This is a genomic window from Pseudomonas syringae group sp. J309-1, from assembly GCF_032582135.1.
Lineage (GTDB): Bacteria > Pseudomonadota > Gammaproteobacteria > Pseudomonadales > Pseudomonadaceae > Aquipseudomonas > Aquipseudomonas quasicaspiana.
The window spans coordinates 23,078-44,784 of the sequence record NZ_JAWHNU010000042.1 but is presented as its reverse complement, the minus strand read 5'-3'; the positions used below and the strand labels follow the sequence as shown (position 1 = coordinate 44,784).

The 21,707-nt window shown below is 52.4% G+C and carries 21 protein-coding genes and 1 pseudogene; 11 read left to right on the top strand and 11 right to left on the bottom strand.

Annotated elements, in window-relative coordinates:
* Positions 1-13 precede the first annotated feature (13 nt).
* Both RX972_RS20260 and RX972_RS20255 read left to right on the top strand, forming a co-directional pair.
* The gene (locus tag RX972_RS20260) at positions 14-979 is read left to right on the top strand and encodes a 2-oxoglutarate and iron-dependent oxygenase domain-containing protein (protein WP_316877886.1); all 966 of its coding nucleotides are present in this window, start codon (positions 14-16) and stop codon (positions 977-979) included.
* A gap of 84 nt (positions 980-1,063) precedes the next feature.
* On the top strand, positions 1,064-2,017 hold the full coding sequence (locus tag RX972_RS20255) for an adenosine deaminase (RefSeq protein ID WP_122707107.1): 954 nt from the start codon (positions 1,064-1,066) through the stop codon (positions 2,015-2,017).
* A 12-nt stretch (positions 2,018-2,029) separates the two neighbouring features.
* Here the strand turns inward: RX972_RS20255 and RX972_RS20250 are convergent, their stop codons facing one another.
* Positions 2,030-2,722: an ArsR/SmtB family transcription factor gene (locus tag RX972_RS20250; protein ID WP_027898604.1), complete on the bottom strand. Its 693-nt coding sequence runs from the start codon at positions 2,720-2,722 to the stop codon at positions 2,030-2,032.
* A 125-nt stretch (positions 2,723-2,847) separates the two neighbouring features.
* Between RX972_RS20250 and RX972_RS20245 the strand changes: the two genes are divergently transcribed.
* Genes RX972_RS20245 through RX972_RS20230 form a run of 4 tightly spaced genes read left to right on the top strand, consistent with a single transcriptional unit; the run spans position 2,848 to position 7,950 of the window.
* On the top strand, positions 2,848-3,993 hold the full coding sequence (locus RX972_RS20245) for a tyrosine-type recombinase/integrase (protein ID WP_316877882.1): 1,146 nt from the start codon (positions 2,848-2,850) through the stop codon (positions 3,991-3,993).
* A complete protein-coding gene (locus RX972_RS20240) occupies positions 3,993-5,672 on the top strand; it encodes a hypothetical protein (RefSeq protein WP_316877879.1) in 1,680 nt (559 codons plus the stop codon). The genes RX972_RS20245 and RX972_RS20240 overlap by 1 nt, the downstream gene beginning before the upstream one ends.
* Positions 5,669-7,558 carry a tyrosine-type recombinase/integrase gene (locus RX972_RS20235; RefSeq protein ID WP_316877877.1) on the top strand — a complete coding sequence of 630 codons (1,890 nt, stop codon included), beginning with the start codon at positions 5,669-5,671 and terminating at the stop codon, positions 7,556-7,558. The genes RX972_RS20240 and RX972_RS20235 overlap by 4 nt, the downstream gene beginning before the upstream one ends.
* Entirely contained in the window at positions 7,555-7,950 is a 396-nt protein-coding gene (locus RX972_RS20230) for a TetR family transcriptional regulator (RefSeq protein WP_316877875.1), read from the top strand. The genes RX972_RS20235 and RX972_RS20230 overlap by 4 nt, the downstream gene beginning before the upstream one ends.
* A gap of 689 nt (positions 7,951-8,639) precedes the next feature.
* On the opposite strand, the gene RX972_RS20225 is transcribed toward RX972_RS20230, so the two are convergent.
* Positions 8,640-9,095, bottom strand: coding sequence for a hypothetical protein (locus RX972_RS20225; protein WP_316877873.1), 456 nt, complete (start codon positions 9,093-9,095; stop codon positions 8,640-8,642).
* 95 nt (positions 9,096-9,190) lie between these two features.
* Here RX972_RS20225 and RX972_RS20220 point away from each other — a divergent pair, with 95 nt between their 5' ends.
* Positions 9,191-9,421: a helix-turn-helix transcriptional regulator gene (locus RX972_RS20220; RefSeq protein ID WP_316877871.1), complete on the top strand. Its 231-nt coding sequence runs from the start codon at positions 9,191-9,193 to the stop codon at positions 9,419-9,421.
* Between the two features lie 335 nt (positions 9,422-9,756).
* Here RX972_RS20220 and RX972_RS20215 read toward each other — a convergent pair whose 3' ends face one another.
* On the bottom strand, positions 9,757-10,215 hold the full coding sequence (locus tag RX972_RS20215; protein WP_316877869.1) for a GNAT family N-acetyltransferase: 459 nt from the start codon (positions 10,213-10,215) through the stop codon (positions 9,757-9,759).
* Between the two features lie 24 nt (positions 10,216-10,239).
* Positions 10,240-10,605 (bottom strand): annotated as a pseudogene (locus RX972_RS20210) (IS66 family transposase); the annotation flags it as partial.
* Between the two features lie 132 nt (positions 10,606-10,737).
* Here RX972_RS20210 and tnpA point away from each other — a divergent pair.
* The 4 genes from tnpA to RX972_RS20190 all read left to right on the top strand — a co-directional run bounded on the left by tnpA (position 10,738) and on the right by RX972_RS20190 (position 13,709).
* The gene (tnpA, locus tag RX972_RS20205; protein ID WP_316877867.1) at positions 10,738-11,061 is read left to right on the top strand and encodes an IS66-like element accessory protein TnpA; all 324 of its coding nucleotides are present in this window, start codon (positions 10,738-10,740) and stop codon (positions 11,059-11,061) included.
* On the top strand, positions 11,058-11,393 hold the full coding sequence (gene tnpB / locus RX972_RS20200; RefSeq protein ID WP_316877865.1) for an IS66 family insertion sequence element accessory protein TnpB: 336 nt from the start codon (positions 11,058-11,060) through the stop codon (positions 11,391-11,393). The genes tnpA and tnpB overlap by 4 nt, the downstream gene beginning before the upstream one ends.
* A gap of 68 nt (positions 11,394-11,461) precedes the next feature.
* Positions 11,462-13,039: an IS66 family transposase gene (gene tnpC / locus RX972_RS20195; RefSeq protein ID WP_316877863.1), complete on the top strand. Its 1,578-nt coding sequence runs from the start codon at positions 11,462-11,464 to the stop codon at positions 13,037-13,039.
* A gap of 1 nt (position 13,040) precedes the next feature.
* Positions 13,041-13,709, top strand: a complete 669-nt coding sequence (locus tag RX972_RS20190) for an HD domain-containing protein (RefSeq protein WP_073170060.1) — start codon at positions 13,041-13,043, stop codon at positions 13,707-13,709.
* Between the two features lie 413 nt (positions 13,710-14,122).
* On the opposite strand, the gene RX972_RS20185 is transcribed toward RX972_RS20190, so the two are convergent.
* The 7 genes from RX972_RS20185 to RX972_RS20155 all read right to left on the bottom strand — a co-directional run bounded on the left by RX972_RS20185 (position 14,123) and on the right by RX972_RS20155 (position 21,421).
* Positions 14,123-14,560, bottom strand: coding sequence for an Lrp/AsnC family transcriptional regulator (locus tag RX972_RS20185; RefSeq protein WP_025260490.1), 438 nt, complete (start codon positions 14,558-14,560; stop codon positions 14,123-14,125).
* A 9-nt stretch (positions 14,561-14,569) separates the two neighbouring features.
* A complete protein-coding gene (locus tag RX972_RS20180; protein WP_316877858.1) occupies positions 14,570-15,940 on the bottom strand; it encodes a pyridoxal-phosphate dependent enzyme in 1,371 nt (456 codons plus the stop codon).
* A gap of 62 nt (positions 15,941-16,002) precedes the next feature.
* On the bottom strand, positions 16,003-17,418 hold the full coding sequence (locus RX972_RS20175) for an aldehyde dehydrogenase family protein (protein ID WP_025260492.1): 1,416 nt from the start codon (positions 17,416-17,418) through the stop codon (positions 16,003-16,005).
* A 1-nt stretch (position 17,419) separates the two neighbouring features.
* On the bottom strand, positions 17,420-18,469 hold the full coding sequence (locus RX972_RS20170; protein WP_025260493.1) for a homoserine dehydrogenase: 1,050 nt from the start codon (positions 18,467-18,469) through the stop codon (positions 17,420-17,422).
* A 286-nt stretch (positions 18,470-18,755) separates the two neighbouring features.
* The gene (locus tag RX972_RS20165) at positions 18,756-18,971 is read right to left on the bottom strand and encodes a hypothetical protein (RefSeq protein ID WP_122397885.1); all 216 of its coding nucleotides are present in this window, start codon (positions 18,969-18,971) and stop codon (positions 18,756-18,758) included.
* A 39-nt stretch (positions 18,972-19,010) separates the two neighbouring features.
* The gene (locus tag RX972_RS20160; protein WP_122397886.1) at positions 19,011-19,469 is read right to left on the bottom strand and encodes a response regulator; all 459 of its coding nucleotides are present in this window, start codon (positions 19,467-19,469) and stop codon (positions 19,011-19,013) included.
* Between the two features lie 962 nt (positions 19,470-20,431).
* Complete coding sequence (locus tag RX972_RS20155) at positions 20,432-21,421, bottom strand: DUF1176 domain-containing protein (RefSeq protein WP_316877909.1); 990 nt, start codon at positions 21,419-21,421, stop codon at positions 20,432-20,434.
* Positions 21,422-21,707: the final 286 nt, after the last annotated feature.

Sequence of the window (21,707 nt, the reverse complement as noted above, 5' to 3'; positions counted from 1 at the left end):
AGGACGGAACACCGTGAACCAACTCCCGATCATCGACATCGCCCCGCTCTACAGCGATGACCAAATCGCATGGCAAGACATTGCCCGGCAAATCGACCAGGCCTGTCGGGAGTGGGGTTTTTTCTATATCAAAGGACACCCGATCAGCGCTGAGCGGCTTGAACAAGTGGTCGGCACGGCGCAGCAATTCTTCGCCCTGCCCCAGGCTGAAAAGCTCAAGATCGATATCACTCAAAGCCGTCACCATAGAGGCTATGGCGCTATCGCGACCGAACAGCTGGACCCGAATATACCGAGCGATCTCAAAGAGACCTTCGACATGGGCTTTCATCTGCCCGCCGATCACCCTGAGGTCGTCGCTGGAAAACCATTACGCGGCCCCAACCGGCATCCCGACATGCCGGGCTGGGAAGCCTTGATGGAACAGCACTATCTGGATATGCAGGCACTCGCGCAGAAGTTGCTTCAGGCGATCACTGTCGCGCTGGGCATCGAGCGTGACTTCTTCGACAAGCGCTTTGTCGCCCCTGTGAGCGTGCTGCGCTTTATCCATTACCCGCCGCGCCATACCGCCACCAGCGCCGAACAACAAGGCGCGGGCGCACACACAGACTATGGCTGTATCACCCTTCTGCATCAGGACTCTGCGGGCGGATTGCAAGTGCGAGATGTGCGCGGCCAGTGGATCGACGCGCCGCCGATTGACGGCACGTTTGTGGTCAACATAGGCGACATGATGGCGCGCTGGAGTAACGACCGATATGTGTCCACGCCCCATCGGGTGGTCAGTCCACTGGGCGTTGATCGCTATTCGATGCCGTTTTTTGTCGAGCCCAACCCGGACACTGAAATTGAATGCTTGCCCGGCTGCAAGAGCGAAACCGAGCCAGCACGCTACCCTGTTACTACTTGCTCGGCATTTTTGCTGTCGCGTTTCGCCGATACCTATGCCTATCGACGGGAGCAAGAGGCCGGGTAAATTTGAACCGCTTGGTCAGGTTTTGCCCATCCCGAAGCACGACTCTGTAGAATGCCGGGCATCTGCACCTGATGAGATAAGCACATGTACGACTGGTTGAACGCACTGCCCAAGGCAGAACTGCACCTGCACCTTGAGGGCTCTCTCGAGCCCGAGTTGCTCTTTGCACTCGCCGAACGCAACAAGATCGCGCTGCCGTGGAATGACGTCGAAGCCCTGCGCGGCGCTTACGCCTTCAACAACCTGCAGGAATTCCTCGACCTCTATTACCAGGGCGCAGATGTACTGCGTACCGAGCAGGATTTCTACGACCTGACCTGGGCGTATCTGGAGCGCTGCAAGGCCCAGAACGTGATTCACACCGAACCGTTCTTCGATCCGCAAACTCATACTGACCGGGGTATCCCTTTCGAAGTGGTACTGAACGGCATCACGGGAGCCCTGAAAGACGGCCAATCAAAGCTAGGGATCGGCAGCGGTCTGATTCTCAGCTTCCTGCGCCACTTGAGCGAAGAAGAAGCAGAAAAAACCCTGGACCAGGCGCTGCCGTTTCGCGATGCGTTCGTCGCCGTGGGGTTGGACAGCTCGGAGATGGGCCATCCACCGAGCAAGTTCAAACGCGTCTTCGACCGTGCTCGTCATGAAGGCTTCCTGACCGTGGCCCACGCTGGTGAAGAAGGCCCGCCCGAATACATATGGGAAGCACTGGACCTGCTGAAAATCCAGCGTATCGACCATGGTGTGCGCGCCATCGAAGACGAGCGCCTTATGCAGCGCATCATCGACGAGCAGATTCCGCTGACGGTCTGCCCGCTATCGAACACCAAGCTCTGCGTCTTCGATGACATGGCAAAACACAACATCCTCGACATGCTTGAGCGTGGCGTGAAGGTCACGGTGAATTCCGATGATCCCGCTTATTTCGGCGGCTACGTCACCGAGAACTTCCATGCGCTGTATACCCATCTGGGCATGACCGAGGATCAGGCGAAACGTCTTGCACAAAACAGCCTGGACGCACGACTGATCAAGCCTTGAGCTGACTCCTTATCAGGCGGCAGCCGCGATCTTGTCGATCTCGCGCTGCCCGCTGGACGAAACTTGCAAGGTGCTGGACTCCTCTGTAATGCGCAGCCAGCCCATCTGAATAAAAAGCTGCAACAAACCTGCGCCTAACGCACCGCCCAAATGCGGCGTGACCTCGCTCCTGTCGGCACAGGCACAAACAGTCTCGCGCTGACGCAAAGCAAGTGCCGGCACGTAAATCCCCCTCTCTGCAAACCTCGCCACCCCCACGCTGGTAACTTCGACACGATGTTCCTGTTGTTCGATCCACCCCGCTCCCAGCAACCGTTGATACAACTCGGCAGCCATATCACCGCCAAGGTGATCACTGCAAATACGCGCCTCACGCAAAGGCATGGAAGGCAAAGGTTGCGCAACATTACGGTTGATCTGGGCTGCACTCGCGGCAGAGGCACATGCAAGCGCTTGAAGTGCCGTCGCCACCTGCGGACCCGCCAGACGGAAAAAACGCTTGCGGCCCCGCACTTCCTGCTTCAATAAACCACCAGCAGCCAGTCGCGCCAAATGCGCCCCGGCAGATGATGTCGTCAAGCCCGCAAGCAGGGCCAGCTCATTGGCGGATCGCGCACTACCGTCCATCAAGGCCCAGATCATTGCACTACGCTTCGGGTCAGCCAGCAATGTTGCAACGTGGCTGATGCAAGGTGCATATTCCATATACTGGGGCTTGCTAACCGTTACTAATGGACTACTTTATGGACAGCAGTTTACGAAACAGCAATGTGCAGTAGACCTGCTCTTGAACGGAGTTACTGATTCAATAGGTTTGGGGAATCTCGCCTATGGAGCTTGTTTGGGCCACTAAAGAGTTCGTAATTTCTGGGCGCTCTTATCCCGGTTTCCCTATCTTATTGATGGACACAATGGAGAGCTGTGTTCCTGCTAATGACTTCTTCCGTCACTATATTCTGCGAGGATCAATCGGCTCGAAAAAGACATGGCCAAGCGTCGGTCGTGCGATGTACGACTTTTTCAGCTTTCTTCAAGCACACGAACTTGATTGGCACGACGTTGATCGTGGCGAGGCTAAGAGCCTGATCGCTGCCTATCGAGGTTACTGCGAAGACCAGTGCGCCTTGGCGACTTCAACTATCAGACAAAGATTGCATTACGTCTGTTGTTTCTACCAGTACGCGCAGACCCAAGGGTGGGTTAGCAGACTCCCCTTTAGTTTCGAGGAGCGAACAGTTAGACGTGAGACAGGGTTCCTGGCTCACGCCGATGCCAGAGGCGGAAAAGGCATGACGAATAACGCGATGCCTCGGAAGACTAGAAACCTGCCCAAATTCCTAAGCCTGGCTGAGGTCAAGGTACTATTGGCTACGGCAGAGAACCCCCATCATCGAATGATGATCCGACTAGGCCTCCAGACCGGACTGCGGCGGGAAGAAATCTCCACATTTCCCTTAGCCTATGTCTTCGACCCCAATAAAGCTCGCAGGCACGAGCGCAATATTCTTATTCGTCTCGACCCACATGATGGTCATGGGATGCGTACAAAGGGAAATAGAGCACGCAATATCTATGTAAGTCGCCGCTTTCTATCCGACTTGCATCGCTACGTGATTCAAACTCGTGGTGAACGCAAAGACCTGAACATGCGCGAACAGAAACCTTTATTTTTAAACCAGTCGGGTGAACCCTTTGCCGATGATGGGAAGGGCATTGGTCGCATAGTAAGGGATATCGGCAAAAGGGCTGGCATTAAAGCTCATCCACACATGCTGCGCCATACTTATGCAACCCACACACTGGTCGCTTTACAGCGTTCATCGGCCGGCATAGAACCTTTAGTGTTTCTGCAACGCCAGCTAGGACATAGCTCTATTCAGACAACAATGATCTACCTGCATTTAATCAATGAGCAGGCTGATAGCGCGGTGCTTGACTATGACGAAGAACTGAACGACTTCCTGGACGACAACTGATGGGTAAACGCAAGATCTATATCAAGACCGACCTGACAATCCCAGAGGTACGGCACTCCGTTGATCAGGACAGGCATACCTTTGTCCCTCATGAAGTGATTCCCCCAACAAACACGCAGGTGGCTTTTGGTCGTAACGCGACCCGAATGCGATTTTATGATTTTGCACGCTGGTACGGGTCAGGGATAGATCAAATCGTATATGCATGCCACAAACAAATTGAACGTTTCCTGGCCAAACAAGATGCCGAAGTCGAAGCGAGTACCGTGACCAGCTATTGCAAAACAGGACTGCGTACGTTCCTTGACTTCCTTCTTCTACAGGCGACTGCTCTCCAACGCGAGCTCACCTTATCAGATATTAACCGAGACTTAATAGATTCTTATATCGCGCATAATGCTGATTGCGGGTTAGCAATTAGCTCCCAGCAATGTCGCTTGAGTTACACGAAGTCAGTACTACAAGCGCTTGGGCGCCGAGGGATAATCAACCTGATCGACTCAGGCGATTCCGCAACATTTCCTCTTAATCCATTCCCTAATAGTAACCGTACGAAAAAGGGCGAAGTTCCCCTCCTTAAGCAGCAGCGTCAAGAGTTTGCCGCCGCAGTCAAACAGGCGGTTATGCCAATTTGGGACAAGGACTTTCCCGTTACAAGCGAGCTAGTCAGCTATGCGCTACTTATCATAGCACTGCACACAGGACGCAATACTACGCCATTGCTAGAAATGAGCCGTGACTGTCTGCGCGCGCACCCCAAAGACAACAACACTTTCCTAGTTCTTTGGAAACGTCGCGGACACAACAACAGTAAAGTAATTCTGCGTGCAGACAGCACACACGAACGTCTATTGGAGGTCACTCCTACAATTAAAACTAACGTTGATCGCCTCATCCGGCATCTGATATTTCGCACCGCCGAGTTGGTTTCTGAAGCGCCCAGCGACCTTCAAGATCGTGTCTGGCTATATCGGTCACGCGCTTATAACCAGGCAGGCCAAGTGACAGCACTTACCCTGAATCAACTTGAAAAGTCGATTGAGCGACTTATCAATGAATATCAGCTTACAGAAAGTAATGGAAGTCCGTTACGTCTCAATATCTCCAGACTGCGAAAAACCTTCGGAAATAGGGTTTTCGAACTATTGGACGGTGACCTTACAGCTACCGCGACAGCACTTGGCAACTCACCGCAGGTAGCTGACACTAGTTATTTACTGCCCACTATAGAAGCCAAGAACAACTGGCGGTTCATGGGGCAAGTACTTGTTAAAGAATTGCTAAGCTACACCATAGGGGCAACGTTCAAGAAAGTACCAACGGGGCTTTGTCGCGACCCGGAAAATGGCCAATACGCACCTAAAAAAGAAGGTGCTACCTGTATCAATTTCTTAAATTGTGTACGTTGCCGGCATTACGTTGTGACAGCCGAAGACTTGTACAAGCTATTCAGCTTTTATTTCCGGATACTTTCTGAACGCAATCGCGTAGATAAACGGCGCTGGCAACAATACTACGCCCACATACCGCGCCTGATCGATGATTACATTGTAGCGGAAGGCCTGAAACGCGGGATATTCAGCAACACTGTCGTCGAACAGGCCCGTACTCAAGCGCGCGCGCAACCTCATCCTTTCTGGTCATACGATTTAATTACATCCCTGGAGGTCTTCGTATGAAAAAAAACACAGCCAAAGCCTTGCGTCAGGAAGGAGTTAAACCAGAACTATGGGATCTCCGTCAACTGCCCGAGAACGAGCGCAATGCGTTTATTGTAACGGCGCACAAAATCAGTGATCGCTGGGTCGTTCAAAGTCGCTACGGCGATGACCAGTGGAAGTTCAAAGGAGGTCCGAATAATAAAAATAACTACAGAAAACAGGTGAATTTTTTGCGCGTGCCGCCTCCATTCAGGGAGGTGATAAAGGGTGTCATGTTTCGCTACAAGCAGCGAGGTCGGGAGGGAAAAGTGAGACCCAAAGGAGCGACTCTATGTAGCTTTTTCGAGTCCATATTGCCCTTTCTGCGATATCTAGATTCACTCGAGATCGGCTATTTTAGTGAGATCCCCCAAATCGTCTTTGCGAACTATGTCGCGGACTACAAAGAAGGTAATACGGGGCTGGGGACACGATTATCTCAGGGGACCCTTTTGATGCGCCTCCAGGCAGTGGAGGCACTTTACGAGCTGAGTCAGTACACAAACGACCCTATACTTAAACACCCGTGGCCAGACGCCTCACCTCTGTCCTTGGCGGGGCTGACAGGTAGCGGCTCGCGCCATCGGCAAGGAAGCCTAACTCCATTGATTCCTGACGATATTTTCTGTGACTTGTTCGTCACGGCTTACAAAAAAGTGCAACAAGGCAAATATTTGCTAGATCTCCGAGACTCCGTTGCAAACATTGGTAAAGAACGCGAAGGCACTAGACACTACTTCGTTAGCGATGCAAAAAAACATTATCTAACCACCGTGGGCTGGGTTGGAGGACTTGCCTCGCTCAGCCGGAATCTAAACGATCTACGTACAGCCTGCTACATAGTCCTCGCCAGCACCTCAGGCTGTCGCAATCACGAGCTGGCTAATCTACGATTAGGGTCACATCGCCGCACCAAAGACGATGACGGTACAGTTTTTCATTGGATGCGTTCCAAGTCAGAAAAAACGAACGCTGAGGAACGTGATTGGATGATCCCCTCAGCTGCCGTAGAGGCATTGCGTTTAATGGAACGTTGGGCCGCCCCATACCAAGCCATTATTGCGGCTGAGATTGCTGAGCGGCGTCGAATCGATCCCGCGGATCTAGAAATAATAAACGCGAATGAGCACCGCCATGCTCTTTTTCTCGGAGTAAGCATTAAGAAAGGCAAGGAGGTTCGAACCCTGTCATTAGCCGCATTCAATATTAACTTGAAGAAATTCTGTCGCCAGGCAGGATTAAACTGGTCTCTCGCCAGTCATCAGTTCCGGCGTAAATTCGCCAACTACGCGGCACACAGTCAATTTGGTGATCTGCGCTATCTTCGAGAACACTTTGCGCATTGGTCTATGGATATGACACTAGGCTATGCCATGGACCCAGGGTGGGGTAGCCACCATGATCTAGAACTCTTAGACGATATTAATCAAGAGTACCAAGACATCAAACTTGGAGCAGTGACGGGTTGGTTTAGCGAGGATTCGCTAGGTGGTGGCCTTGGTCGCTCGCTCAAACAATGGCAGCGCGACCCATCAAACCTCGCCATCTTCAATGATCATGAGACGATGATAGTCTCTATTGCCGGAAGTATCTCTATACGAAGCAATGGCCATGCATGGTGCACTGCAGACCACGGTGGGTGTATTGGCAACACGGTAGAGCGGACGCGCTGTGGTGGCTGCAGCAACGGGGTCATAGGGCAGAATCATATTGGTCTTTACCGAGAGCTTTACGCGAACTTAAAGCAGCTACTCCTATGCGAGGACATCGGCGAGGGCGGTAGAGTTCGTGTTTTACGTGACATAAAAAGGTGCCGTGAGATTTTCACACAGCTCGGCTACGATCCAGAGGACCAGGCGGCATGACAACTAAACGCAAACCTTCCGCTAACCGTGAAAGAGATCTGAGGCTTGCGCTCTATCGTATTGAAAATGGTCGAGCTAAAACGGGAGAAACTAAAGTTACAATTGCAGCTGTAGCCCGCGAGGCGGGCATTTCCGCGGCACTAATTCATAACCACTACCCAAGCTTCGCAGAAGCTATCCGCGAAGCCCAAGGACGTTCCAGCCGAGCGCAGCGTGACGTTAAACATCAAGATTTACGTGCAGAGCAGGAGAGCAACCGCACCTTACGTCAAGAGATACAAACATTACGAACGAAATTGGCAAACCTAGCGTCTCTCAATGAGGTAATGCTCAACGAAATCAGGGTTTTGAAAGCAAAGCAAAGCGATGCCAAAGTCGTCGATATATCATGATCCATTTAGACCGGTCACCTTGGCAATATTGTTATATCTAGCTGATCCTCAGGACGTATTTACAGCCGTCCCAAACAGCCCCTGAAAAAATAGCAGCTAAGGTGAATAGAAATAACGTGACGGCATTTCGGCCGAGTTTGCTTATTCGCGATGCCGGTCCCCAATTCGACAGGTTTTGAGTAGAGTCAGTCAGCTGTGGTCATATCACCATAGCCAGAATCACCGGTGTTAAGCCGATGCCCCGAGCTGAGAGGGTCGGATGGTCCGCAGAGTGACGACCCAGGACATCGTGGAGGAAAAACGGCAGGTGAAAGCATAGCGCTTGCCTAATACCGGGCCGATGCGCGACATTACTGCTGACAGCTTAGTCGAGGAAAATACGATGAAGGGGCGGCGAAAATTAAGCACTCTAAAGTGGCATTTGAAAGCGAAAATTGAGGCTGAGGCTCGCGAGACGTTGCGGAACCGGACTGCAAAACAGGCTCGATTTCTGGATGCTGATCTGACGATAGGTCTTGAGAAGGAGCCTGTTGGGCGGCTTGCAGGATGAAGGAATAGTTTTGTCTGTGCCTCACCCGCGCTCGACGGTGAGTTAATGGTATTAACGGAGCCGATTTTTATTACGATGTCCATATTTAGGCCGGTCTCGGCTACCCTATGAGTTTTGAAAAAACCGTCTTATAATATTTTTACCTGTTTCTGAGTAATACATGCCATTCGGCCTGCTCCCCGCCTTCTAGGTTTTCCAATAAGTATTGGTAATCCTTCCTAGGTGTTTGATAAACCACTTGAGAAGGTTCGTTTTTAGTGTTTTTAACGGTGGCTTGAATTAGTCGTTTCATGACCCAGTCCCGGCCTGTTTCAGGCCCCGGGGGTAGGATTATCATTATTTTTTCAACTTCATATTGGACAGCCGCGTGTCGATAACGCTGGCATAGAAATTCCTCAACTTTTAAAAAGTGGTCAACTATGGATACGCTGTGACGCTTACCGTTCGATTCCTTACACCAGTGGAAAATCAAGAATATAGGGTGGGCTCCCGAGTGCTCGAACCTATCGAGAGCGATGCGACCTTCCAGTTCCCTGAGATCGCTAGGCGAGTCTTCGCCAAATTCGTCAGCTACTAAGATCATCAGCTCGCCCATTTAGGCTCTCCCTAACGAGTATGAATATTCACAGTATACTGTGAAGACGTCTGCATTGCTCTACCTCACAGTGCCTTCCTGATAGGAGGGAGTGAGTGGACATAGCAACTGCGTTTGGTAAGGTCTTGCGTGAAGCGAGGTTGGATCGCAAGATCACGCAAGAAGGGCTTGCTTATCAGGCTGGCTTGCAACGTAACTACATTAGTTTGATGGAGCGAGGCCATCATCAGCCAACGTTAGAAACAGTTTTTGCTCTTGCAGCTGCTCTAGAGTGTTCTCCGTTGGATTTGATAAGACTCACAATGGAGCTGAAATCAATTAAGTAGTGCTACTTACTCAAAATTTAAATTAAGTCATCATTGGAAAGCATTCCGGACACGTTAGCGACGTTTCATATCTGTAGGAAGCATCTGAGAGTCTTCATACCAAGCTTAAGCACCTACTCTATTTTTAACAAAGTAGCTTAAAGTAGCTTAAAGTGCCTGCGAAAACTCCCCGCCAAGGGGAGTCCTCGTTATGCTTGTTCCTTGTCTTTCCCTCGCTATTTGAAAATCTTATTCTTCGCGCTCAGAAGGCGAGAGAGTGTAATTCCTTTCGGCGACTGACTATAACCGTAAGCGTCCGGTTAATACACCTTGCTTAGGTTTTTGCTGTTATTGCCTCAAGGCTGAGTATTACTAGCGTTATGCTTGTTGAGATCAAATCTTTTCTGCATAAAAAACCGGTTGTATCCAACGACCGGGTAATTTTTAAGTTCTCCAAATATGCTGAAGCCGAGCCGGAGGTAAAAGTCCGGAGCTTGAAAAGAGAATGTGTCCAGCCAGATACCTTGACAGCCTTTCTCACGCGCCAGAGCTTCCGCCTTGTCCATCAACTTTGCGCCCAACCCTTGCCCTCGGGCGACTTCAGGTACTACCAGCAACTCAACAAATAACCACTGCCCAGAAATTTTTGCGTATAGCCCACCTTGCGTAGCCCCCGCGTCATCCTTGATTAACATCGCAAGTTTTTCAGTTCCGATGAGCCCCGTTTGTGCTTGGTTGTATTCGCGCAACGGTGCCAAAATCGCTTGGTAATCCGCCTCTTGAGGCGTCTCATGTATCTCTATCCGTAAGTCCACAGCTTTCTCCTTGAGTAGTTGTGATTAAACGGGCGCCCAACGATGTGGTAACAAGTTGGTAGCGTCACTTGCCCGCTGCGTGGGCAGACGAGTCAAAACGTCCTTCAGGTAAGTATACGGATCGTGCCCTTTCATGCGCGCAGACTGGATCAAGCTCATGATTGCCGCCGCCCGTTGTCCACTGCGTAGTGATCCAGCAAAGAGCCAGTTCTTGCGTCCAAGAGCCCATGGCCGGATCTGGTTCTCTGCCCAATTGTTGTCTATGGGTACTGCCCCGTCATCCAGGTAGCGCGACAGCGCTGCCCAGCGTTTCAGGCTGTAATCGAGTGTTCTGCTGATGGCCGATCCTTCGGGCACGAGGCCACGCTGGGCGATCATCCAGGCATGCAACGGCTTTTTCTTGCCGTATTCGGCGCCGTAAAGTAAGCGTCCGGCCAAGTCACCTAATAAACCCCCGCAATAAGGGCGATGTTCTCCACTTAAAAATACGTGGACACCATTGCCCTTATCGTCAGGATTATCATGCGCAAAAGAACTTCTTATCCCAAACCCGTTAAAGCCAAGATCGTTCAGGAATGCCTGCAACCAGGCGTTTCGATAGCCAGCGTAGCCCTGCACCATGGCGTCAATGCCAATCTGGTTCGAAAGTGGATACCTATCTACCGTGATCATCAGGTGCCCGCGTTGCCTGCCTTTGTTCCGATAAATCTAGCGTCTGTCATTCAGCCCAGTCAGCAAGCGCCTGTTACCATCGAGGTTCCTTTCGGCCAGCAAAACCTCACAGTGAAGTGGCCATCCTCAGATCCTAGTGGGTGTGCCCGTTTTATCCGCGAGCTTGCCCAATGATCCGTATCGAGGTTATCTGGCTCGCCACTGAACCGTTGGACATGCGCGCAGGCACCGAAACCGCCTTGGCCAGAGTCATTGCGGTATTCGGTGCGGCGAAGCCGCACTGCGCTTATCTCTTTGCCAATCGCCGGGCCAATCGTATGAAAGTTTTAGTGCACGACGGGATCGGCGTCTGGCTGGCCGCAAGGCGATTGAACCAAGGCAAATTCCACTGGCCAGGCATTCGACATGGCAGCGAGCTGGAGCTGGATACCGAACAACTTCAGGCCTTGGTGCTTGGCCTGCCGTGGCAGCGCGTTGGGGCTGGCGGTGCAATTGCTATCCTTTAAAAGGCTTTAATTAAAGCCTGAGCCTGAGCCTAGTGCCGCATGCGGTCTGCTTTGGTAAAATCCACGGCATGACTTCCTTGCCCAACCTCGACCAAATGCCCGCCGACCAACTGCGTGCACTCGCTGCGCAGTTGCTGTCGCAGATCGACACCATGGGCAGAAAGAGCCACCGCGATGACACCATCATCGAGCAGTTGACCCACGAAATCGCGATCCTCAGGCGGCATAGATTTGCCAAGCGCAGCGAGCAGATCAGTCCTGAGCAAGGCAGCTTGCTCGACGATCTGCTTGACACCGATCTTGAGGCTATCGACGCCGAGCTGACGGCACTGCTTCCGGCTCCAGTTCCAGCAGAGGCGCGCCAAAAGCCGAAGCGCGCGCCGTTGCCGCCACAGTTTCCACGCACCGTCATTCATCATGAGCCAGAAAACACTCAGTGCTCCTGCGGTTGCCAGCTCCAGCGCATCGGCGAGGACGTCAGCGAGAAGCTGGATTACACGCCAGGCGTGTTCACCGTCGAACAACACGTGCGTGGAAAGTGGGCCTGCCGTCAGTGCGAAACACTGATCCAGGCGCCGGTACCTGCCCATGTGATCGACAAGGGCATCCCAACCGCAGGCCTGCTGGCTCACGTGATGGTGGCGAAGTTTGCTGACCACTTGCCGCTGTATCGGCAGGAGAAAATTTTCGGGCGCGCCGGTTTAGCGATCCCGCGCTCTACACTGGCGCAATGGGTTGGGCAGACCGGTGTGCAGCTTCAACCGTTGGTTGATGCCTTGCGAGAAGCTGTCTTGGCACAGCGAGTCGTCCATGCCGATGAGACGCCGGTGCAAATGCTTGCGCCCGGACAGAAGAAAACGCACCGAGCTTATGTATGGGCTTACTGCACCACACCATTCTCGGCAATTAAAGCTGTGGTTTATGACTTCAGCCCGAGCCGGGCCGGTGAGCATGCGCGTAACTTCCTCGGCACGTGGAACGGCAAGCTGGTGTGCGATGACTTTGCTGGCTACAAAGCAGGCTTCGAGAAGGGCATGACCGAAATCGGCTGCATGGCCCACGCCCGCCGTAAGTTTTTCGATCTGCACGTGGCCAATAAAAGCCAGTTGGCAGAGCAGGCGCTGCACTCGATTGGCGGCTTGTACGAGGTTGAACGCCAAGCGCGAGACATGAGTGACGAGGATCGTTGGCGAATCCGGCAAGAAAAAGCAGCACCATTGGCGAAAGCACTGCACGACTGGATGTTGACCCAGCGCGATCTTGTGCCTAACGGATCAGCGACGGCCAAAGCCTTGGATTACAGCCTTAAACGCTGGGTAGCGCTGACGCGCTACCTGGAAGATGGGGCTGTCCCCATAGACAACAACCCAGTCGAAAACCAGATCAGACCCTGGGCACTTGGACGTTCCAACTGGTTGTTTGCTGGCTCGCTTCGCAGCGGCAAAAGGGCGGCAGCAATCATGAGCTTGATCCAGTCAGCGCGCATGAATGGACACGATCCGTATGCGTATCTCAAAGATGTGCTGACGCGGCTGCCGATGCAGCGGGCGAGTGAGATCGACCAGCTGTTACCACATCGCTGGATATCCACCGTACGACATATTCACCATGGACTTACTAAGATCGATACCTTCCAGGAGTTTTGAAATGATTGTCGAGCCATTTTTTCCTTACCAGAGCCTAGCGTCGGATTTACTCGCATTTCTACCCGAGGACAGCACGGACGGATCTCACGATCTTTCTCATATTCACCGAGTATGGATAAATGTTCGGCGGCTACAAGAAAAAGAAGGTGGTGACTTAGAAGCATTGCTCGCAGCAACTATTTTGCATGATTGTGTGGCAGTCGAGAAAAACTCGCCATTACGGGCGCAAGCATCAACTCTTTCGGCCAAAAAAGCCGCCTCTATTTTGGAGCGTATGGGTTGGTCTACATCGCGAATTGAGCTAGTTGCTCACGCGGTAAAGACCCACAGCTTCTCAGCAGGCTTCGATCCCATCACACTAGAAGCCAAAATTCTTCAGGACAGTGACCGACTGGACGCCATCGGCATGGTGGGAGTCGCGCGCTGCTTCTACGTTTCTGGGCGAATGGGCTCTGCGCTTTACGACTTTACAAACCCGGAAGCCGCAGGCAGGGATTATCAAGACAAACGTTTCACCATTGAGCATTTCCACACAAAATTACTCAAACTGGCTTCGGGATTTCAGACAGCCGAAGGTGCTCGGTTGGCAGCGGTCAGGCATGCACGCCTTAATAGTTTTCTAGATGATTTTATGGAGGAAATCGGAGCACCAGGCCGAACGGAATTGTGACATGGATGATATTCAGTTAGGTAGGTGACATCGCCAGACGCTTACCGTGCGCCATTTCGACGGTGCCGATAGCTGGGCATATCTAGACTAGGCAAGGGGCATTGGCTGGGCGCTTACGATCAGGTCACGAGATCGGCAACAACACAGGACAGTATTAGTGAGAACTTGAATAGGTTGCCTGCTGCGCCGCCGGGGAAGAATGATGCTAAGCAGGTACCGCAAAGGAGAGACTGACAATCTGCGGCTATAGAACTAACCCTTCATGTCGAAGTCCAGGGCAGCGCTGAAGTCGGGGATAACGTTCGAGGGGCTTCAAGGACGAGCACATCAAGCTAGGCTTAGCGCGGCTTAAAAACCCATCATGAGCCTGGCCCTGAGCGAAGCAGCAATAGTCAGGGGAAGCTGCCTATCTTCTACAGCAATTGACTCAAAACGAACGTCGTGACGGTGTTTTCAACACCTGGCATTGCAGCGATCATTTTCCAGACCAGATGGACACGCTCTGCGTGAACAGCCTCAATCCTAACCATCAAGTCGAATTCACCGCTCATGACTTCACACATGGTCACCTCCGGAATCGTACTGATTCCTTTAACCACGTCATCACCTCGCATCCGGTCATGTCGATAGACGAAGATGATGGCTGTAATGGGAGGAGATGAATTCCGACCCTCACCTGTAACGATTGTATAGCCTTTGATGGCCCCATCACGCTCCATGCGCTCAATACGCTGACGAACCGCATTGCGAGAAAGGTGAACCTTCAATCCCAGCTCAGCATGGGAGATCTTTGCGTTCGCAGTGAGCGCGGCCAAAATTCGCTCATCTTGGGGATCGAGAAGGCGTTTCATACATTAATCCTACACGCCATGAAGGAGCAGAGAGAGCCCATCAATATCACCTTTGCTTAATACAGTAGGATTGACGCTTGGATCGGGCGCAATGGGCACATCTGCATGCCATATCTTCAAATCTGAAAGGAGACGGGATGATTTGCTTGGGGCCAGCTGTGCCAATGTGACCATAGGACTTCCTAGACTACGGCGATACAGCCGTGCCGCCAGCGAACCTGTAGCGGTCTGAGGATCAACCGCCGTCCCAGCCTCTCTAAAAATAGAGAGCAGCTCCTCTCTCACGTGTTCATCATCAACAGCGTAAGAATCGAACAGCATCCGCGCCTGCAACCATTGTGTGTTACCAATGCTCAGCTTCCCGGAATCCTCGAAAGCATCCATGAGATGCTCCACAGTCGCGCCATCATGGTTATAGAGCTCCCAGATTAACCGTTCCAGATTCGAGAACAGCGAAAAATCCATCGAGGGTGAAAGGGAAAGACTTAGTTCGCCTTTCGAATAACTGTTCTGGTTTATAAAACGATGTAAAGCATCATTGGTATTGGTAGACACGATAACTTGGTTGATGGGCAACCCCATCCTCTGTGCGATATAGCAAGCGTAGATCTCTGCAAAGCTTGCTCCAGGGATACTGAACCCCAGAGGCCGAACGCTGCCCCCTAACTGCAAAGCGCTGTGGAAGAAGAATACGATTTGAGCTAGGACGCCGATCCAGTTCGTGGAGTTGAAGCTGACAGGTATCACGTCCCTAACAGGCCAATTCCTCAGCACTTTAGAAACAAGGGTTTGGCAGTCATCAAAGCTTCCATCAACTTCAATCAACTGCACTTGGTTAGAGATTGATGCCATCAGGCTGGCCAGGCGATCAGGTGGTACTCCGTCACGCGGATATAATGCCACCACCTTTACATTGGGCTGGTCTTTGAAGGCCTCGATAGCTGCGAGCCCTGTATCTCCATTGGTAGCCCCAATGAGGATAGCCTTTTCAGATGGCGTCAGAAGATGCTCGACAAGCCTCGACTGGAGCTGGGCAGCAAAATCCTTGGACGCTTGGGTTGGCCCATGGTGAAGCTGCAATAGCCATTCATTTTGGCCAATCTGCTGGAGAGGGGCTACGGCTCTATGGTCAAACTGGCCATAACACTCCTGAAGCATTACCTTCAAGGTTGAGCTGTCGATCTCGTCCCCGACAAAAGGGGATATGACTTGGTAAGCGAGTGAGTCGAAGGGAAGCCACGACCAGCTCGCGATCACATCGCTAGCGAAGTGGGGTAGGCTCTGAGGTACATACAGGCCGCCATCCGATGCAATTCCGGACAACACGACGCTCCGAAAACTGGATGTCTCTGCAGAACCACGTGTGCTTACGTACTGCATATGTACTCCAAAAAAAACTCACCAACGCCTATAATTGCGGCCAATCCTGATAAGTATCAAGCCTAGTAACTCGGGCCATTGAGGCAGACAACTTTGGGCTGAGTCATGTCTTCATAGGCGAATCGAACTCCTTCACGCCCCATGCTTCCATATTTGAAGCCACCAAACGGCATTGCATCAAACCTGTAATCTGACGAGTCGTTGATCATCACACCCCCAGCCTCAAGTAGTTTGGCAGCCTTCATCGCCGTGTTCAGGTTGCTTGTGAAAATACCGGCATGCAGGCTGTACTCTGGCGTATTAGCGAGACCCAGAGCGTCTTCCAGAGTGTTGATCTCCTGCAAGATCACGATGGGACTAAAAACCTCCTCTTGCCAAATCTTGCATTTGGAGTTCACGTCCTCAAGTACGGTCGGGTAAAACAGCGTGCCTTCCCGTTTGTTGCCGAGCAGAATCTTAGCCCCTTTGCTGACAGCATCTTGCACAGACGATTCCGCACGTTTTGCAGCCGCTTCAGAGATCATCGGGCCTACGTCAGTACCCTCATCGGCTTGGTTTCCGACTATCAGGCTTCGCGACTTCGCAATAAAGCGCTCTTTGAATACCTGATAGATCTTGGTGTCGATGAGGATTCGCTGAGTACCAATGCAGTTCTGCCCTGCCGCCCAGAACGCACCAGAGACGCAAGAATCAACAGCGGCGGCAAGGTCACAATCTCCCATGACAATCACAGGTGCATTGCCACCGAGATCCATAGCCATCTTCTTGAGGCCGGCAGTCTTTGTTATCTGCTCCCCTGTAGCAAAACCGCCGGTGAACGAAATCATGCGCACAGCACGATGGGCAACCAAGGCTTTGCCCAGTTCAGCGTCACCGGTCACTACCGATACAACACCTGGTGGCAAACCCGCCTTGCTCAAGTAGCTAACCAACTTAATCGCCGAGAGGGGAGTCAGCTCGGAAGGCTTTAGCACTACCGAGTTACCCCCGGCGATGGCCGGGCCAAGCTTATGTGCAACCAGATTCAACGGGTCGTTGTAAGGCGTGATAGCCAGGATTACACCCAAAGGCTCACGAGTGAACCAACCTTGGCGCGTCTCCGATCCAGCATAGGAATCAAATGGGATCACTTCACCAGCATTGCGCTTCGCCTCCTCAGAGGACAGCTTGAGCGTGTTGACACAGCGGAGAACTTCTTTGCGTGCTTGGCGAATGGTTTTGCCCGATTCGTCAGAAATAAGCTTTGCGAAATCGTCCTTGTCTTTTTCTACAAGATTTGCAGCCTGCTCCAAAATACGCGAGCGCTCAGCTCGGGAGAGTTCACGAGCGATGACGGCTCCTTGTAGGGCAGCGTTGATCACCGCATGGGCAGCCTCTGCTGGAATCTTCGAAACCTCGCCAATCACGGTATTGTCGAACGGGTTGAAGACGGTGATTCCCTCAACGGTCTTAGGCAATGTCAGAGTCAAGCTGTTCATGTCAGTTGGCCTGTTTGGTTTTTTTCTTGTGAATGCTGACGATGTCCGAAATCAACGCGTAGGCGGTCTCAATTCGACCAGCTCCTGCGCCTACTACCGTCACAGGGCCAAGAAGGTTGGTCTCAAAAGTGACGGCGTTAGTGGCACCAGTAACACCTGCCAAAGCGTCAGTATTAGTCAGGAGCTGAGGGCTCACCGAAGCGGTCACTGCGCCACACGCACTGCGCTTGGCACTGCCAATCAGCTTCCACCGAGCATCGATCTTCGCGGCGCTCTGAATATCCGCAGCCGTGATCTTGGAAATGCCTTCACAAGAGACATCGTTCGGTGTGAGCTTGGCGCCTAGCAACTCGTTGGCTAGGATCACTACTTTGAGCCGCACATCGTGCCCCTCGACGTCAGCTGTAGGATCGGCTTCGGCATAGCCCAATGCTTGCGCTTTAGCCAATGCGTCGCCGAAGTCCAGACCCGCTTGCATGCTGCTCAGAATAAAGTTTGAGGTACCGTTCAAAATACCTTTGAAACCGGTGATTTCCGAACCCGCCAAAGTTTCTTGCGCCATACGGATTACGGGCGTGCCGCTCATTACTGCCCCTTCGAATTCGAACGACGAGCCAGTGGTCGTAGCAAGCTTCTTTAGGCTCGCCGCATGCAGCGCTACCGGGCCCTTGTTGGTGGTAACCACGCTGATACCTTTTTGCAGGGCGGCGCGGCAGAACGACGTTGCTGGCTCGCCGTCGATAGGGTTGGTGAACGTAGCTTCAGCTACGATGTCCGCTCCTGAGTGACAAATGACGTTTCCGTTGGCAGGTTCCGCATTCCCATTTTCCAAGGAGGCGAATGCACCTTTTTCTGCTGGCACTGCGACCAATGTGTGCGGGTCAAGGCCGTGCTTGTCGATCACGGAACCCAAGAAGATATCGCTCACACCTACGATTTTTAATGTGAACCCGAGCTCATCAGCCCAAGCATCTTTTTTTTCAGCAACCAACTGCGCAAGTGCTCGATTAACGCCGCCGAAACCCAGCAAAGCGATTTTGTATTCAGTCACAGCAATGGCCTCATTTTGTCGTTCTTCAATGAGGAGAATCGTAAGCCGCAACGCTGGTTAACCGAATATGCCATTCAGATCGATCTGACGCGCAAAAAGCTCGAAACGTATGTCAATTTGAATTCTGTGATTTTTCTCCGACGTTAACCAGCCTGGATTCCTCCATCTTCCCTCCTAGTTTAAGCAAGGTGTATTGCGCGGACGTTTACGGCTCTGGTGTCCAGCGGGCACAAAAAAGCCCACCGGGGTGGGCTTTGCTGTGGGGGGTGATTTAACGAATGTCCCGTTATTCGACCCAGGCTAGGGCCTCTTCCTCATCCGTTTTGCCGCACCACTCACAGGTTTCACCGTAGTCAGGCTCGTACTCGCCCCTTTCGAAAATATGCTGGTCTCCCTCTCTTTTCGCGTCTTCGGCCACGCATTCGTCACACAAGTTCACGGTCGGGTATTGTTCGGCAGCGCTGTCGGAAAACAGGTCACCACTAATCATGCAGGTCTTCATAGGTCAGCTCCTTGATCGTGATAGCTCCAGAGCAGTGATTTAGCCTGGATGAAAGGCAGCACGGGTCGAACCAGGTGGTGGCTCGTTCAACACGGCCCAAAACTGACCCAATTCAGAGACCGCTGAGATGAGTTCGTTAAACCCGTTGGGCTTCACTACGTAGGCATTAACGCCAAGCTCATAAGCACGGGCTACGTCCTCTTCCATATTAGAGCTGGTCAGCATGGCCACCGGGATACGTTGCAGTTGCTCATCAGCTCGGACAGCCTCCAACACACCGAAACCGTCAACTTTCGGAAGTTTCAAATCGAGCAGGATCACAGAGGGATTGCCATCAGCACGCTCAGCAAAATCGTTGCGCTTATGCAGGTAGTCCAAAGCCTCTGAACCATCCCTAAGGATGATGACATCTCTCCAGAGCTGCGAGCGCTCAAGGGCAATCATTATTAGCTCAATATCCCTGAGATCATCTTCGACCAAAAGTATCTGTTTCAGCATGAAAGACCGTGTGTAGGGAAAAAAACGCCTACACATTACCAGACGGCAAAATGCGCATGTATAGCCTTTAGTCAGGAACACATACGCAGGCAGCTGTCCGCCTCCCCAGTAAAATGTAGGGCACATCCATCCCAAGCTCATGCAAGGTGCTTAGATAATTTGCATACGGGAGACGGGAACCGCTTTCATATCTGCTTTGTGCGTAAGCGCGGACATCCGCAAGTATTGCAAGCGCCCTAACGGACATCCCTTTGGCTCTACGCTCATGTCGTAAACGCTGACCGATTGTCATGGTGTCACTCCTTTGAAGAGGAGTAAGCATGGACCTACCTGTTCTAACTGAGAACCCTCAGGAAGATGGGTTGGCTGAATCGAGCCACTCAAAGGAGTGAGCGGACGTGCTGCGCAAAGGTGGTTATGGCACGTAATAAGGGATTAAGAACCTATGCGGGCCGCACCATTCGTGAATATCCTACGTAACAAGAAAACCTGTAAGTCTTTGATTTATAGGTTAAGAGCATCTTCCTTGTAATCAGTTACTCCCTAGTTCGACTTTCGACGCCCTCCTTATCTCTGCCACTTGTAATCGCCGAAAAAGCGACCCTCTCCTTGGGCCAGTCTGACTGATGCGAACGACAGCAAACGGCCCAGAGAGTGTAAAAACGCGCTAATGCACTGTCGGCGCGCAGCGCTGTGTCCCCATGCTCGCCCAACCCGTCAATTAGAGCTCTGCCCAAGCCCTTGCTCGCCCCGACTACCAAAGTTCTCATTATTGCCTCCTTGACCTACGCGGCCACCGCATGGCGTGTATGTAAGCACACGATTAATCGCCTAGAAACAAAGGTCCCCCTAGTCTTCAGCACGCTCGTTCGCTTCCTTGATGATGCCCGGTGTATCGCGCAGCCGGAAGGTAGCGGTGCCATCGCCGGCAAACCGGCTTCTTTAACGGTTATTCGACAATATCAGTTTCGGCTTGCCTGGGTACGCCACAACACAGGCCAATACACCTGATCCAGCCCCATGCATGGGATCATTTCAGCCGCATGCGTCAGCGTGAAACCGTTTCCATCGTAACGCCAGCGCAGCGCAGTGCCACAATTGCCCATACTCATCGCCCTTAACTGACTGCTAAGTTCACCCGTGGCCGGATCAAACTCTACGAAGCCCTGGGGCTCTCTTTCCGGCAGGTTTGGCAATTCGGAGATCAGCGCTGCACGCGCCTGCTCTGGGTGGTCTAGGGGCGCTTGGTAAATAGTGTAGAAACAGTTGTAGGCCCCACAGCCGGTTTCGATGATCACTAGCGCTTGATCTGAACCCAAGGCGTACGCTTTGGCTTTTGGCGCGACACCTTCATTCAGATCTTCTTGCCATGCCTCGCGCGTGGCAACCAACACGGCATCCGTGATCTCTTTTGCTTTGTCCGGAGTCAGCGCGGCAGGTGCCTGCCAACTTGGCGCTATTGGAGCGACAAAGGCTTGCGGCACGCTGCCAGCGGGCGCCGACCCCTTGGAAATCAGTGCGTCCTGCGTGCCGACCCGACCCTGAACCGAGTCCATCAGCAGCAGCGCCGCACTCATCCCGCTTAGCGATGCGTACGATTTACCCTCCTTGAGCGGCAGTACCAGGTAGTTCCCGTTGCGCAATTCTGTGATCAGGGCTTGGGCTGACTTACCGTTCAGCGCAAACACCTCGGGTGTATCGCCTTCTTTCAGTTCGCCAGGCTCAAATTGAGACTTGAGTGGTTTGTCATCCAGTGTTGGCTGGCCGCGTGGTTTTGTGTAGCTGAACACCCCGACATGCAAGGCGCCCTGCGGGCCGGCTTCACGTGTGATTCGTACGCTGAACGTTGAAAAGCCAGTGTCGTCACGCTGCTGTACGGCACTTATGGCAGTGCATGTTCGTGTGTTATCGCAGCCGATAATCCAGTCTTTGATTTCGCGCGCCAACGGCACCTTCTCGGCAGCGTGGACGCAGCCAATGCCTGCAGCCATAAGGAATATGAAAGTGCTTCGTATCATCAGACAGACGCCTTTGAACAAGTAAAGCCTATTAGGACAGAATTATTTGCTCATACCTATTGCATGGCCTCCAGTCACAACAGAATCGCCGTATTGAACAATCGGCAAGCAAAAATGGGGGCAGCCCCTAATCCCAGTCAGTTAAGCGAACACCGCCCTCTGTAGGAGCGAGCTTGCTCGCGAAAACGTCAACGATAACGCGTGTTTCCTGAATGAACGC

Bases quoted from the DNA above. Each gene is read 5' to 3' on its own strand.
- RX972_RS20255 (WP_122707107.1), top strand. From the start codon at position 1,064: ATGTACGACTGGTTGAACGCACTGCCCAAGGCAGAACTGCACCTGCAC.
- RX972_RS20250 (WP_027898604.1), bottom strand. From the start codon at position 2,722: ATGGAATATGCACCTTGCATCAGCCACGTTGCAACATTGCTGGCTGAC.
- RX972_RS20245 (WP_316877882.1), top strand. From the start codon at position 2,848: ATGGAGCTTGTTTGGGCCACTAAAGAGTTCGTAATTTCTGGGCGCTCT.
- RX972_RS20240 (WP_316877879.1), top strand. From the start codon at position 3,993: ATGGGTAAACGCAAGATCTATATCAAGACCGACCTGACAATCCCAGAG.
- RX972_RS20235 (WP_316877877.1), top strand. From the start codon at position 5,669: ATGAAAAAAAACACAGCCAAAGCCTTGCGTCAGGAAGGAGTTAAACCA.
- RX972_RS20230 (WP_316877875.1), top strand. From the start codon at position 7,555: ATGACAACTAAACGCAAACCTTCCGCTAACCGTGAAAGAGATCTGAGG.
- RX972_RS20225 (WP_316877873.1), bottom strand. From the start codon at position 9,095: ATGGGCGAGCTGATGATCTTAGTAGCTGACGAATTTGGCGAAGACTCG.
- tnpA (WP_316877867.1), top strand. From the start codon at position 10,738: ATGCGCAAAAGAACTTCTTATCCCAAACCCGTTAAAGCCAAGATCGTT.
- tnpB (WP_316877865.1), top strand. From the start codon at position 11,058: ATGATCCGTATCGAGGTTATCTGGCTCGCCACTGAACCGTTGGACATG.
- tnpC (WP_316877863.1), top strand. From the start codon at position 11,462: ATGACTTCCTTGCCCAACCTCGACCAAATGCCCGCCGACCAACTGCGT.
- RX972_RS20190 (WP_073170060.1), top strand. From the start codon at position 13,041: ATGATTGTCGAGCCATTTTTTCCTTACCAGAGCCTAGCGTCGGATTTA.
- RX972_RS20185 (WP_025260490.1), bottom strand. From the start codon at position 14,560: ATGAAACGCCTTCTCGATCCCCAAGATGAGCGAATTTTGGCCGCGCTC.
- RX972_RS20180 (WP_316877858.1), bottom strand. From the start codon at position 15,940: ATGCAGTACGTAAGCACACGTGGTTCTGCAGAGACATCCAGTTTTCGG.
- RX972_RS20175 (WP_025260492.1), bottom strand. From the start codon at position 17,418: ATGAACAGCTTGACTCTGACATTGCCTAAGACCGTTGAGGGAATCACC.
- RX972_RS20165 (WP_122397885.1), bottom strand. From the start codon at position 18,971: ATGAAGACCTGCATGATTAGTGGTGACCTGTTTTCCGACAGCGCTGCC.
- RX972_RS20160 (WP_122397886.1), bottom strand. From the start codon at position 19,469: ATGCTGAAACAGATACTTTTGGTCGAAGATGATCTCAGGGATATTGAG.